Origin of the sequence: Serratia sp. JKS296, assembly GCF_900215445.1 — a bacterium.
Lineage (GTDB): Bacteria > Pseudomonadota > Gammaproteobacteria > Enterobacterales > Enterobacteriaceae > Serratia > Serratia marcescens.
In genome coordinates this window covers 1,580,245-1,593,078 of sequence record NZ_OCMX01000001.1, presented here as the reverse complement: position 1 = coordinate 1,593,078, position 12,834 = coordinate 1,580,245, and the positions used below count along the sequence as shown (strand labels likewise).

At 60.8% G+C, this 12,834-nt stretch carries 11 protein-coding genes; 8 read left to right on the top strand and 3 right to left on the bottom strand.

The features are described from left to right. Positions 1 to 2: 2 nt before the first annotated feature. Together torA and CRO23_RS07535 are read left to right on the top strand one after the other, a co-directional pair. Positions 3 to 2,477 carry a trimethylamine-N-oxide reductase TorA gene (gene torA / locus CRO23_RS07540; RefSeq protein WP_097101657.1) on the top strand — a complete coding sequence of 825 codons (2,475 nt, stop codon included), beginning with the start codon at positions 3 to 5 and terminating at the stop codon, positions 2,475 to 2,477. Between the two features lie 155 nt (positions 2,478 to 2,632). Continuing rightward, on the top strand, positions 2,633 to 3,808 hold the full coding sequence (locus CRO23_RS07535; RefSeq protein ID WP_016926982.1) for a sugar efflux transporter: 1,176 nt from the start codon (positions 2,633 to 2,635) through the stop codon (positions 3,806 to 3,808). On the opposite strand, the gene CRO23_RS07530 is transcribed toward CRO23_RS07535, so the two are convergent. Beyond that, a complete protein-coding gene (locus CRO23_RS07530) occupies positions 3,805 to 4,059 on the bottom strand; it encodes a YkgJ family cysteine cluster protein (protein WP_015378527.1) in 255 nt (84 codons plus the stop codon). The two genes, CRO23_RS07535 and CRO23_RS07530, sit on opposite strands and share 4 nt — an antisense overlap. A gap of 263 nt (positions 4,060 to 4,322) precedes the next feature. On the opposite strand from CRO23_RS07530, the gene mtr reads away from it, so the two are divergent. Further along, positions 4,323 to 5,567 (top strand): tryptophan permease, encoded by a 1,245-nt coding sequence (gene mtr / locus CRO23_RS07525; protein WP_097101656.1) that lies wholly within the window; start codon positions 4,323 to 4,325, stop codon positions 5,565 to 5,567. 126 nt (positions 5,568 to 5,693) lie between these two features. Then, positions 5,694 to 6,266, top strand: a complete 573-nt coding sequence (gene yeiP, locus CRO23_RS07520; RefSeq protein WP_004935725.1) for an elongation factor P-like protein YeiP — start codon at positions 5,694 to 5,696, stop codon at positions 6,264 to 6,266. Between the two features lie 42 nt (positions 6,267 to 6,308). Here the strand turns inward: yeiP and uxuA are convergent, their stop codons facing one another. Continuing rightward, positions 6,309 to 7,499, bottom strand: coding sequence for a mannonate dehydratase (gene uxuA / locus CRO23_RS07515; protein ID WP_097101654.1), 1,191 nt, complete (start codon positions 7,497 to 7,499; stop codon positions 6,309 to 6,311). Positions 7,500 to 7,792: 293 nt separating this feature from the next. Here uxuA and CRO23_RS07510 point away from each other — a divergent pair, with 293 nt between their 5' ends. After that, entirely contained in the window at positions 7,793 to 9,265 is a 1,473-nt protein-coding gene (locus CRO23_RS07510) for a mannitol dehydrogenase family protein (RefSeq protein ID WP_097101652.1), read from the top strand. A gap of 62 nt (positions 9,266 to 9,327) precedes the next feature. Here the strand turns inward: CRO23_RS07510 and CRO23_RS07505 are convergent, their stop codons facing one another. Continuing rightward, positions 9,328 to 9,636 carry a type 1 fimbrial protein gene (locus tag CRO23_RS07505; RefSeq protein WP_033635274.1) on the bottom strand — a complete coding sequence of 103 codons (309 nt, stop codon included), beginning with the start codon at positions 9,634 to 9,636 and terminating at the stop codon, positions 9,328 to 9,330. Between the two features lie 318 nt (positions 9,637 to 9,954). On the opposite strand from CRO23_RS07505, the gene CRO23_RS07500 reads away from it, so the two are divergent. The 3 genes from CRO23_RS07500 (at position 9,955) to mepS (ending at position 12,703) form a co-directional block, all read left to right on the top strand. After that, positions 9,955 to 10,929 (top strand): CobW family GTP-binding protein, encoded by a 975-nt coding sequence (locus CRO23_RS07500; protein WP_049300474.1) that lies wholly within the window; start codon positions 9,955 to 9,957, stop codon positions 10,927 to 10,929. Between the two features lie 77 nt (positions 10,930 to 11,006). Next, the gene (locus tag CRO23_RS07495) at positions 11,007 to 11,717 is read left to right on the top strand and encodes a phosphatase PAP2 family protein (RefSeq protein WP_049300473.1); all 711 of its coding nucleotides are present in this window, start codon (positions 11,007 to 11,009) and stop codon (positions 11,715 to 11,717) included. Between the two features lie 410 nt (positions 11,718 to 12,127). Further along, complete coding sequence (gene mepS / locus CRO23_RS07485; RefSeq protein WP_025303553.1) at positions 12,128 to 12,703, top strand: bifunctional murein DD-endopeptidase/murein LD-carboxypeptidase; 576 nt, start codon at positions 12,128 to 12,130, stop codon at positions 12,701 to 12,703. The last annotated feature ends 131 nt before the right edge of the window (positions 12,704 to 12,834 follow it).

Below are 12,834 nucleotides of genomic sequence, written 5' to 3'. Positions count from 1 at the left end.
CAATGAGCAACCAACAACCGTTAAAAATGAGCCGCCGCCGCTTCCTGACCGGCGCCGCCGCGCTGACCGCTGCCCCGCTGCTGGCGGGCTTATGGCCCAAAGCGGCACTGGCGCAGGCCATCAGCGAAGCGCTGCCGCAGTTCATCGTCTTGCGTCAGGCGCAAAAAGGCATCCTGACCGGCGCCCACTGGGGCGCATTTGAGGCCATCGTGCAGGACGGCAAGATGGTCGGCGTGCAGCCGGTGCAGGACGATCCGTATCCCAATGAGCTGATCACCATGGCGCCTTATCAGGTACACGCCGAGAACCGCATCAAATACCCGATGGTGCGCAAAAGCTGGCTGGAAGGCGGCCCCGGCAGCCGCACCGAGCTGCGCGGCCGCGATGAGTGGGTGCGCGTCAGCTGGGACAAAGCGACCGAGCTGGTGTGCAATGAGATCGTTCGCCTGCAGAAAGATCACGGCCCGCAGTCGATCTACGCCGGTTCCTACGGCTGGAAAAGCGTCGGCATGCTGCACAACAGCCGCACGCTGCTGCAGCGCCTGATGAACCTGACCGGTGGTTTCCTCGGCTACGCCGGCGACTACTCCACCGGCGCGGCGCAGGTGATCATGTCGCACGTGGTCGGTTCGATGGAGGTCTACGAACAGCAGACCGCCTGGCCGAACGTGATCGAGAACAGCGAGTTGGTGATCCTGTGGGGCTGCAACCCGATGGTCACGCTGAAGAACAGCTGGAACGTGCCGGATCACGTCGGCCAGACCGGCTTCGAAGCGCTGAAGAAGAAAGGCACCCGGGTGATCAGCATCGATCCGGTGCACAATGACAGCGCCAAGTTCGTCAATGCGCAGTGGATCGCCCCGCGCCCTTACACCGACGGCGCCATGCTGATCGGCATCGCCCACACGCTGCTGACCGAGAAGCTGCATAACCCGGACTTCCTGAAAACCTATACCGTCGGCTTCGACAAGTTCCAGGCCTACCTGCTGGGCGAGAACGACGGCGTGGCGAAAACCGCCGAATGGGCGGCCGACATCAGCGGCGTCGATGCCGACACGCTGCGCGCGTTGGCGCGCGAGATGGCGAAGAGCCGCACCATGATCATGGGCGGCTGGGGCATTCAGCGTCAGCACCACGGCGAACAGCAGCACTGGCTGTTGGTGACGGTGGCGGCGATGCTCGGCCAAATCGGCCTGCCGGGCGGCGGCTTCGGCTTCAGCTACCACTATTCGTCCGGCGGCAGCCCGACCGCCAAGGGCGGCATCATCGCCGGCATCTCCGCCGGCAATGCGCCGAAGAACTCGCCGGCGCCGATCCCGGTGGCGCGCATCGCCGAATGCCTGAGCAATCCGGGCAAAACCATCGACTTCAACGGCGCCAAGGTCACCTACCCCGAGGTGAAAATGGTGTATGTGGCGGGCGGCAACACCTTCCACCAGCATCAGGACACTAATAACCTGGTCAGAGCCTGGCAGCGGCCGGACACCATCGTGGTCAACGAGCCTTACTGGACCGCCACCGCCAAGCATGCCGATATCGTGCTGCCGGCCACCACCAGCTACGAGCGCAACGATCTGGAAATGGGCGGCGACTATTCGCAGCTCTACGTGTTCCCGATGCATCAATGCGTGCCGCCGCAGCACGAATCGCGCAGCGACTTCGACATCTTCTCGGCGATGGCGGCCAGGCTGGGCGTGCAGGAAGCCTTTACCGAAGGCAAGGACGAAACCCAGTGGCTGAAAGGCATGTACGACGACATGAAAAACCAGGCGCGCGCCGCGCGGGTGGCGCTGCCGCCGTTCGACATGTTCTGGCAATCCAACAACTACGTGCGTTTCCCGGTGCCGGAGGCCAATAAGCAGTGGGTGCGCTTTGCCGACTATCGCGACAACCCGCTGCTTAACCCGCTGGGCACGCCGTCGGGCAAGATCGAAATCTACTCCGACGCCATCGCCAAAATGCATTATGCGGATTGCCCCGGCATCCCGACCTGGATGCCGCCGCACGAGTGGTATCGCGGGCCGGAAGCGGCCAAGTATCCGCTGTCGCTCAATACCGCGCACCCGACCAATCGGCTGCATTCCCAGCTCGACAATACGCCGCTGCGCAAGAAATACGCGGTGGCGGATCGTGAGGCGATCCTGATCCACCCGCAGGACGCGCAGCCGCGCGGCATCACCGGCGGCGATCTGGTGCGGGCGTTTAACGATCGCGGCCAGATCCTGGTGGGGGCGGTGGTCAGCGAAGACGTGCGGCCCGGCGTGGTGCGCATCAGCGAAGGCGCCTGGTTCGATCCGGCCGATCCGGCGCAGCCCGGCTCGCTGTGCAAGAACGGCAACGTCAACTGCCTGACCTTCGACATCGGCTCTTCCAGCCTGGCGCAGGGCAACTGCGGGCAGATGGCGCAGCTGCAGATCGAGAAATATCAGGGGCCGGCGCTGAAAAATACCGCACACGCGGTGCCGCAAGGCGCCTGATTTACCGGCAAGCAAGGGGGCGCGGCGCGCCCCTGTTTTCCTCGTCGCCGCGCGACAGAGTCGCTGACTCTGCGCCGAGGGATAGCGGTTTGCGTTTCTTTTCAACGGGCGTATGATGCGCGCGAGCTCCCTTTTTCGACGAATTATCAACCGCCATGCCGACTTCATCCGCAGTAACGCGACGCACGCCCGATCTCACTTCGCTGGCCTTTTTGGCGGTGGCCTTCCTGACCGGCATCGCCGGCGCGTTGCAAACCCCGACGCTGAGCCTGTTTCTGGAAACCGAAGTCAAGGTGCGGCCGGCGCTGGTCGGGCTATTCTTTACCGGCAGCGCGGTGATCGGCATTCTGGTCAGCCAGTTTCTCGCCGGCCGTTCGGATAAAAAAGGCGACCGCAAATCACTGATCTTCCTCTGCTGCATGCTGGGCGCGTTGGGGTTCACCCTGTTCGCCTGGAGCCGCAACTATTACCTGCTGCTGCTCGTCGGCGTGCTGCTCACCAGCTTCGGCTCCACCGCTAACCCGCAAATGTTCGCGCTGGCACGCGAACACGCCGATCGCACCGGGCGCGAGGCGGTGATGTTCACCTCTATCATGCGCGCCCAGGTCTCGCTCGCCTGGGTAATCGGCCCGCCGATCGCCTTCGCGCTGGCGCTGGGATTCGGCTTCAAGACCCTGTATCTGGCGGGCGCGGCGGCCTTTGTGTTGTGCGGCCTGCTGGTGTGGCAGCGGTTGCCTTCGATGCCGAAAGCCGTGGCGACGGGCGCCCCGCTGGCCGCGCCGCGGCAGCATCGCCGCGATGCGCTGCTGCTGTTCGCCGCCTGCACCCTGATGTGGACCGCCAACAGCATGTACCTGATCACTATGCCGCTGTATGTAGTGCACGAACTGCGGCTGCCGGAGCGGCTGGCCGGGATATTGATGGGCGCCGCCGCCGGGCTGGAGATCCCGATCATGCTGCTCGCCGGGCTGGCGGCGAAACGCTGCGGCAAGCGTTTCCTGATGCGCGTGGCGGCGGCCGCCGGCGTGCTGTTCTACGCTGGTCTGCTGCTTATCACCGGCAGTGGGCAACTCATCGCTCTGCAGCTGCTGAATGCGGCGTTTATCGGCGTGCTGGCGGGGATAGGCATGCTCTATTTCCAGGATTTGATGCCCGGTCAGGCCGGCACGGCCACCACGCTGTTCACCAATACCATTCGGGTGGGTTGGATCATCGCCGGCGCCCTCGCCGGCGCGGTGGCGGAAATCTGGAGCTACCATGCGGTGTTTTACGCCGCGCTGGCGATGGCGGCAGGCGCGACGCTGTGTCTGTGGCGGTTGAAAGACGCTTAAGGCGCGGTGTCCGCTTCCAGCCTGGCGAGATAAATCAGCGCCTGATCGCGGTGATCGTGGCACATGTCGCGGCTCGGCTGCAGGCTGCCGCACACCTTCGGCCGCAACGGCGAATGAAACAGGCCGCAGCGCAGCCGTTCATCCAGATGAATGCAGCGGGTATTGGCGGGCTTGCCGTTCGGCATGCCGGGGATCGGGCTGGATATTGACGGCGCGATACAGCAGGCGCCGCAGTCGCTGCGACAGTCCATCAGCGCTACTCCTGGCGGGCTGGGGAAAAGAAGCGCGACAATAGCAGCCGCGTGCGGTGGCCGCCAGCAGAATCCCTGCGCCCCTGCGATCTTTACACTCATCGCCCTGCGCCGGCCGGCTCATCCCATAGCGAATAAACGCTCAACAAACCTTTATTTAAACTCGAAAGTGCGTGAAACGTGCAATTCCCCCGCTTTACATGCGCCATGCACCCATGTACCATTGAGCTAGTACAAAAGAACCTCTTCCATCAGGAGCACACATGTCTACGGACACCATCCAGAAGCTGGCCCGCCCTTCCGTCCTCGGCGGCGCGATGATCATTGCCGGAACCGCCGTTGGCGCCGGCATGTTTTCCATTCCGATCGTCACTTCCGGTGTCTGGTTCAGCGGCTCCGTCGCGCTGCTGGTGTATACCTGGGCCTGCATGCTGCTTTCCGGCCTGATGATCCTCGAAGCCACGCTGCACTACCCGAGCGGCGCCAGCTTCAACACCATGGTCAAGGATCTGCTGGGTAAGGGCTGGAACGCCGTGAACGGCCTGTCGGTGGCGTTCGTGCTGTACATCCTGACCTACGCCTATATCTCCGCCGGTGGTTCGATCATCGCGCACACGCTGGAGGGCATCGTCGGCGTCGGCCAGACCACCGCCGGTTTGGTGTTCGCGCTGGTGGTGGCGTTTATCGTCTGGCTCTCCACCCGCGCGGTCGACCGCCTGAGCACCATTCTGATCGGCGGCATGGTGATCACCTTCGTGATGTCGGTGGGCGACATGTTCACCCACGTGCAGCCTGCGGTGCTGTTCAATACCGGCGATAACCAGGCCAGCTATCTGCCTTACGCCCTGGCGGCGTTGCCTTACCTGCTGACCTCGTTCGGCTACCACGGCAACATTCCCGGGCTGGTGAAGTACTACCACAAGGACAGCGGCTCCGTGGTGCGCAGCCTGGTGTACGGCACCCTGCTGGCATTGGCGATTTACATCCTGTGGCAGTATGTGATTCAGGGCAATATCGCACGCGACGCCTTTAAGCAGGTGATCGCCGAGGGCGGCAATATCGGCAGCCTGCTCAAGCAAATGGGCAACGTCTCCAGCAGCCAGACCGTCAGCCAACTGCTGAACGCCTTCTCTTATATGGCGCTGGCCAGCTCGTTCCTCGGCGTGTCGCTGGGCCTGTTCGACTACCTGGCGGACTTCTGCAAGTTCAAGGACGACGCCGTCGGGCGCAGCAAGACCGCGCTGGTGACCTTTGTGCCGCCGACCCTGGCCGCGCTGCTGTTCCCGAACGGTTTCCTGTACGCCATCGGCTTCGCCGGGCTGGCGGCCACCATCTGGGCGGTGATCGTGCCGGCGCTGATGGCGCGCGCCAGCCGCCGCCGCTATCCGCAGGCCGGTTACCGCGCACCGGGCGGCAACGGCGTGATCCTGTTCGTCATCCTGTTCGGCTTGATCAACGCCGCCGCGCATATTCTGTCGCTGTTCGGCCTGCTGCCGGTCTTCCACTAATCCCCGACGGGAGGGCGGCCGCCCTCCCTTTCCCGCACTGTTTTTGCGCCGGGCTATTGCCTGAAATCGGCGGCGCGAGTACCTTGTCGCAACTTCTCTAATACTCTTCATTGCGGATGAATTGAAATGGCAAGAGCTAACGAAATTAAGCGCGGCATGGCGATCAGCTACAACGGCAAGCTGCTGCTGGTAAAAGATATCGACGTGCAGAGCCCGAGCGCCCGCGGCGCCAGCACCCTGTACAAAATGCGCTTCTCCGACGTGCGCACCGGCCTGAAAGTGGAAGAACGCTTCAAGGGCGACGATATCCTGGACACCATTTCCCTGTCGCGCCGCAAGGTGAACTTCTCCTATATCGACGGCGAAGAATACGTGTTCATGGATGACGAAGATTACACCCCGTACATCTTCAAGAAAGACCAGATCGAAGACGAGCTGCTGTTCATTCCGGAAGGCGGCCTGCCGGGCATGCAGGTGCTGACGCTGGATGGCCAGGTGCTGGCGCTGGAGCTGCCCCAGACCGTGGATATGGAAATCGTCGAGACCGCGCCGGGCATCAAAGGCGCCTCTGCCAGCGCCCGCAACAAACCGGCCACCATGGCGACCGGTCTGGTGATCCACGTGCCGGAATACCTCAGCGCCGGCGACAAAATTCGCATTCATATCGCCGAACGCCGCTACATGAGCCGCGCCGACTAGTCGCGCCAGCGGGGCCGATGCTCGGCCCCGTTTCATTTTCCGCTACGGCAACTCCGGGAAAAAACGCCGCTTGAGCGCCAGCTCGACGCCGCGCAGCTCCGCCAGCCCTTTCAACCGCCCGATGGCCGAATAGCCCGGATTGGTTTTCTTTTTCAAGTCGTCCAGCATCTGATGCCCATGATCGGGGCGCATCGGGATCGGCCGCCGATCGCCTGCCCGCTGCCGACGCAGCTCTTCGGTCAGGATCGCTTCGATCACCGCCACCATGTCCACATCGCCCTGCAGATGCGCCCCCTCGTGGAAGCTTTTCGGGTTCTCCTCGCGGCAGGTGGCGCGCAGGTGGGTAAAGTGAATGCGATCGCCGAAGGTTTCAATCATCCGCACCAGATCGTTGTCGGCGCGCACGCCGTAGGAACCGGTGCACAGAGTGAAGCCGTTATGAATGCTGTCGACGGTCTGCTTCAGCCACTGCATGTCTTCAATCGTGGAGACGATGCGCGGCAGGCCGAGGATCGGCCGCGGCGGATCGTCGGGATGCACCGCCAGCCGGATGCCGGCCTCTTCCGCCACCGGCACGATGGCGCGCAGAAAGACCGCCATGTTTTCGCGCAGCCGCGCCTTGTCGATGCCATCGTATTCCGCCAGGCGGCGGCGGAACTGCTCCAGCGTATAACCTTCTTCCGCCCCAGGCAGCCCGGCGATGATATTGCCCGTCAGCGTGGCTTTCTCCTCCTCGCTCATGGCGGCGAAATAGGCCGCCGCCTGACTGCGCTCTTGCGGCGTATAGTCGGCCTCGGCGCCGGCGCGCTGCAGGATATGCAGCTCGAACGCGGCGAAGGCGATCTGATCGAAACGCAGCGCTTTGGCGCCGTCCGGCAGCGAATAGGCCAGATCGGTGCGCGTCCAATCGAGGATCGGCATGAAGTTGTAGCAGACGGTATCGATGCCGCAGGCCGCCAGGTTGCGCAGCGTCTGCTGGTAATGGGCGATATGCCGCTGCCAGTCACCGCTGTGAGTTTTGATTTCCTCATGTACCGGCACGCTCTCCACCACCGACCACACCAGCCCCTTTTCCGCCAACAGCGCCTGTCGCGCGCGGATCTCGTCGATCGGCCAGACTTCGCCGTTCGCGATATGATGCAGCGCCGTCACCACCCCGGTCGCCCCGGCCTGACGCACGTCGTCCAAAGAAACCGGATCGTTCGGGCCATACCAACGCCATGTTTGTTCCATGTATTGTCCTTATGCCTGTCTCGCACCGCAATGCTGTTATACCAGTTTAATTTAGATGTCAGTTATCTTTAACTTACTCTTTCGCCACGCGCTGTCAAAACCGAACCCCTCATTGGTTGATCCACTTCACGCTTCTGGCTTATTTTGGACTGACCAATTCCTTTAACCGGCCGACATCCTTACACTGGTCGCAGTTTTTTATCGCCGGCGCCACCCTGTCTATGTGGCAGAAAACTGGTCTGCTAACTTGGCGCAAGTGGCCCGCCAGCTGTCTTACACGCTTTGGAGATGAGATGAAAACGATCGCCAACACCCCGCTGCCCGGCGCCGTCCGGCAGCCGGGCTATGACCGCCGGGCCCTGCGCAGCCGCATCGTGCACCTTGGCTTCGGCGCGTTCCACCGCGCGCATCAAGCGCTGCTGACCGATCGGGTGCTGAACGCCCACGGCGGCGACTGGGGCATTTGCGAGATCAGTCTTTCCGGCGGCGTGCCGCTGTTTGAGGCGCTGCGGCAACAGGATCATCTGTACAGCGTGCTGGAGAAAGGCGCGGACGGCCATCAGGCCATCGTGGTCGGCGCGGTGCATGAGAGCCTGCACCGCAAGCTGGAGGGCATCGCCGCGGTGCTGGAGAAGCTGGCCGAACCGCAGGTGGCGATCGTCTCGATGACCATCACCGAAAAAGGCTACTGCATCGAACCCGGCAGCGGACGGTTGGATCGACAGCATTCGGGGATCGTCGCCGATCTGGCGTGGCCGCATCAGCCGCAGACCGCGCCCGGCATTTTGGTGGAAGCGCTGCGGTTGCGGCGCGAACGCGGCCTGCCCGCCTTCTCCCTGCTCTCCTGCGACAATATTCCGGAGAACGGCCACGTGTTGCGCCGGGCGGTGCTCGATCTGGCGCAGGCGCGGGATCCGTCGCTCGCCGACTGGATCGCCACCGCCGCCACCTTCCCCTGCACCATGGTGGATCGCATCGTGCCGGCCGCCACGCCGACCACGCTGGATGAGATCGCCGCCGCGCTGGGCGGCGTGCGCGACGAATGCGCCATCGCCTGCGAGCCCTTCATTCAATGGGTAGTGGAAGACAACTTCACCGCCGGACGCCCGGCGTGGGAGTTGGCCGGCGCCCAGTTGGTCAGCGATGTGCTGCCGTTTGAACACATGAAACTGCGCATGCTGAACGGCAGCCACTCGTTCCTGGCTTACTTAGGCTACCTGGGCGGCTACCGCTATATCAACGAGTGCATGGCGGATGAGCACTACCGCCGCGCCGCCCTGCGGTTGATGCTGGACGAACAGGCGCCGACGCTGAGCGTCACCGGCATCAGCCTGCCCGACTACGCCGCGCAGCTCATCGCGCGCTTCAGCAATCCGGCGCTGCAACACCTCACCTGGCAGATCGCCATGGACGGCACGCAAAAGCTGCCGCAGCGCCTGCTGGACGCCGTGCGCTGGCATCTGCGGCACGGTGGCGACTATAGCGGGCTGGCGCTGGGCGTGGCGGGCTGGATGCGTTACGTCGGCGGCGTCGATGACGCCGGTGAGCCGATCGACATTCGCGATCCGCTGGCAGACGTGCTGAAGCAGACGATCGCCGCAACGCCGGACGATCGGCGGCGCGTAGCGGCGCTGTTGGCGTTGAAATCGGTATTCGGCGAAGCGCTGGCGGCGCATGCGGCATTTACCGAAGCGGTGACGCAAGCCTATTTATCGCTGCGCGATCGCGGCGCGCGTGAAACGGTGAAGGAGTGGGTGATGCGGTGAGGAGCCTGCAGGGCCGAGAATAACCATGCCGGCGTAACGTTACGCCGGCATGGCGGAACGACTTAACGATAAACGACCGTCATAACAGCAAGTTTCTTCTGTTGGTCCACCCACTTCATTTCGGTTGTGCCTAGATTTAGCGGAAGTTCTTTGCGTGTAGTATCAAAACCTGACAACGCTTGCTGGGCCTGATAACGCTGGCCGTTGCGGTAACATTGCGTATTCGCCTTAGAATCTGCAATATTGACCGTGCAAGGACTTTCAACGATAGAACCGACGAAGCGAATTACCCCGCCGGCCACGCCTGCATGACTCACTGCCGTCCATGAAAACAACATTCCTACGATCAAAAATAACCGAAAGGTATTCATGGCAACCTCATTTTTAGTTAAGCCAATTTAACCATAGAGGATCTTGTTAGGAATAATCGCAAGGAAAGGGACAGGATTTGATCGTTAATCGCGTCATTAACAATGTAAAAACAAGCTACTAACAAAAGTTAACCGTATCTAATACAGGGTTTTATCTAAGAATTTTCTTGCAAAGAAAGGTGGATTTTATCGGTTGAAAAGCGCAGGGTGACGTGCAAAATTTGCGAGATAGAGCACAAATTAAATCGCGGTCGTTTCACCGATACGGCTGCGTAACTCATTTATTAAGCAGGTTAATTTTTGCGCCAGGAATGATTAATGACCAAAACCAATTTGATTACCGGTTTCCTCGGCAGCGGTAAAACCACCACTATCCGCCATTTGCTGGCTCATAAACCCGAACATGAACGCTGGGCGGTATTGGTCAATGAATTCGGCGAGATTGGCATCGACGGCGCGCTGCTGGCGGACAGCGGCGCGGTGCTCAAAGAGATCCCCGGTGGCTGCATGTGCTGCGTCAACGGCCTGCCGATGCAGGTGGGCCTGAATATGCTGTTGCAGCAGGCCAAACCGGACCGGCTGCTGATCGAGCCGACCGGGCTCGGGCATCCGAAACAAATCCTGTCGCTGCTGACCCAGGAGAGCTATGCCGGCTGGATCGATCTGCAGGCTACCCTGTGCCTGCTGGATGCCCGCCAGCTCAGCCAGCCCCGCTACCGCGACAACGAAAACTTCCGCGATCAGCTGGCCGCGGCCGACGTTATTTTGGCCAGCAAAAGCGACACCTATCAGCCGGAAGACAGGCGGGCGCTGGAGGCCTGGAGGGCGCAAGACCCGCTGCAGCGGCCCTGCTACGCCATCGCGCAAGGCGAAACGGATGTCGCGTTGTTGTCACTTCCTCGCACGAATCGTACAGAATTGCCGGACGCGCAGCATCATCATGGTCAGGCGAAAAAGCAGGGGCTGGCGGCGCTGCGGCTGCCGGAGCACGCCCGCTGGCGGCGAGCGTTGAATGAAGGGCAAGGCTTCACCAGCTGCGGCTGGATTTTTGACGGCGATACCCGGTTCGACACCGTCGGTTTCATGGAATGGGTGCGACTCGCGCCGGTCGAACGCGCCAAAGGCGTGGTGCGCATCCCCGAAGGCACATTGCTGATCAATCGTCAGGGGCAGGATCTCAACATCGAAACCCGCCCGGTCGCGCCGCTCGACAGCCGAATTGAGCTTATCCACAGCGAAAATGCCGATTGGAATGCCCTGCAATCCGCCTTGTTTAAGATTCGTTTAAGTTAGACCCCGTACCGTTGCCCCCCGGTTGCCGCAGGGTAGCCGGGTTTTATTTCGTTTTCATTTTTCCAACAGGTTATGTCATGACACGCCGCAATTTACCCTTCATTCTCTTCTTCAATTTACTGGGCGTTGCGCTGTTTCTGTCCTGGTTCCTGCCGGCCAATCACGGCGGCTGGTTTACCCTGGATTCGGCGATCTTCTTCTTCTTTAACCGCCATCTGGCCACCGACCCGGCGTTTTTGCATCTGGTCGCCATCACCAACAACCGCGCGTTCGACGCGATCTCGCTGCTCGCCATGGGGCTGCTGTATCTGTACTTTTATCTGAAGCAGGACGCCGCCGGCCGCCGCCGCCTGGTGATCACCGGCGTGGTGATGCTGCTGACCGCCGTGGTGCTGAACCAGCTTGGCCACCTGCTGCCGGTGAAACATCCAAGCCCCACCCTGACCTTTGACAATATCCATCGCGTCAGCGAGCTGACCGGCATCCCCACCAAGGACGCTTCTGGTGACAGCTTCCCCGGCGACCACGGCATGATGCTGATTATTTTTTCCTGCTTTATGCTGCGCTATTTCGGCCGCGGCGCCTTCGCCGTCGCCCTGCTGATTACGGTGGTCTTCTCATTGCCGCGCGTGATGATTGGCGCCCACTGGTTTACCGATATCGCCGTCGGCTCATTGTCCGTAGTGCTGGTTGGCGCCAGCTGGGTGCTGATGACGCCTTGCAGCGACTGGATCGTCGATCGGTTGAATCGCCTGTTGCCCGGCAAGCACCGCCCCGGCCAACCATAATTTGTGTCTATGACTCATTCCGGGAGGCGCCCGCCTCCCGTCCTCTCCCCCTCGCCGCGCGCAAAAATTTCCCCGCCGTTCGTTAACGCTTTTGCAACCTGATTTCACGCCAGATTCATACATCGGACAATTGGCGTTTTTTATATGAAGATTTACATTATGTTACATCACAAATTCATATAAAAAAGACGGGAAAAAGGCTCGCAATCCCCTATTGGTTCCGGTAATCTCAGATGCGTTTGTGCCTGGTTTAAGTCGAATCAGTATGAAATCCGATAAAAATGTGCGTTCTCGCACGTTTTCAACGGTAACTGGTTGTCGATGCAACAGGTGCGGACTAGGCTCGTTTCGTTTGGCATTTTTCAGGTAGCGACTTTCGTCGTTAAGGACTTCAAGGGAAAACAACAACAATGGTCAAATCTCAACCGTTTCTGAGATATTTTTTGCGGGTAGTCCCTGCAATTGCCGCTGCGGTTATGCTGTCAGCGTGCAGCTCGACTCACACTTCGAACTTGAATAACGCACAAACTGAGATGCGTGCAGTTAATGACAAAGACGGTCTTTTACTGCAAGCCTCTCAGGATGAATTCGAAGCGATGGTCCGCAACGTTGACGTCAAGTCAAAGATTATGGATCAGTACGCGGACTGGAAAGGCGTTCGCTACCGCTTAGGCGGTGACACCAAGCGCGGCATCGATTGCTCGGCGTTTGTGCAGCGCACCTTCCGCGAACAGTTCGGCATGGATTTACCGCGTTCAACCTATGAACAGGAAGATCTCGGCAAGAAAATCCAGCGCACCAAGCTGCGCGCCGGCGATTTGGTGCTGTTCCGCGCCGGTTCTACCGGGCGCCATGTCGGCATCTATTTAGGCAACGATCAGTTCGTTCACGCCTCCACCAGCAGTGGGGTCATGATTTCCAAGCTGACCGATAACTATTGGAATAAACGTTATCGAGAAGCGCGCCGGGTGCTGACCAACGGCTGACGGCGCAACGCCCTGAAGATCCTGAATACCAAACGAGCGATAAGCGCCGCCCACGGGCGGCGTTTTTTTTGGGCTGTCGAACGGGTATCATCAAGATTGATCCCTGCCTTATCGTCACCGTTCCCCACTTA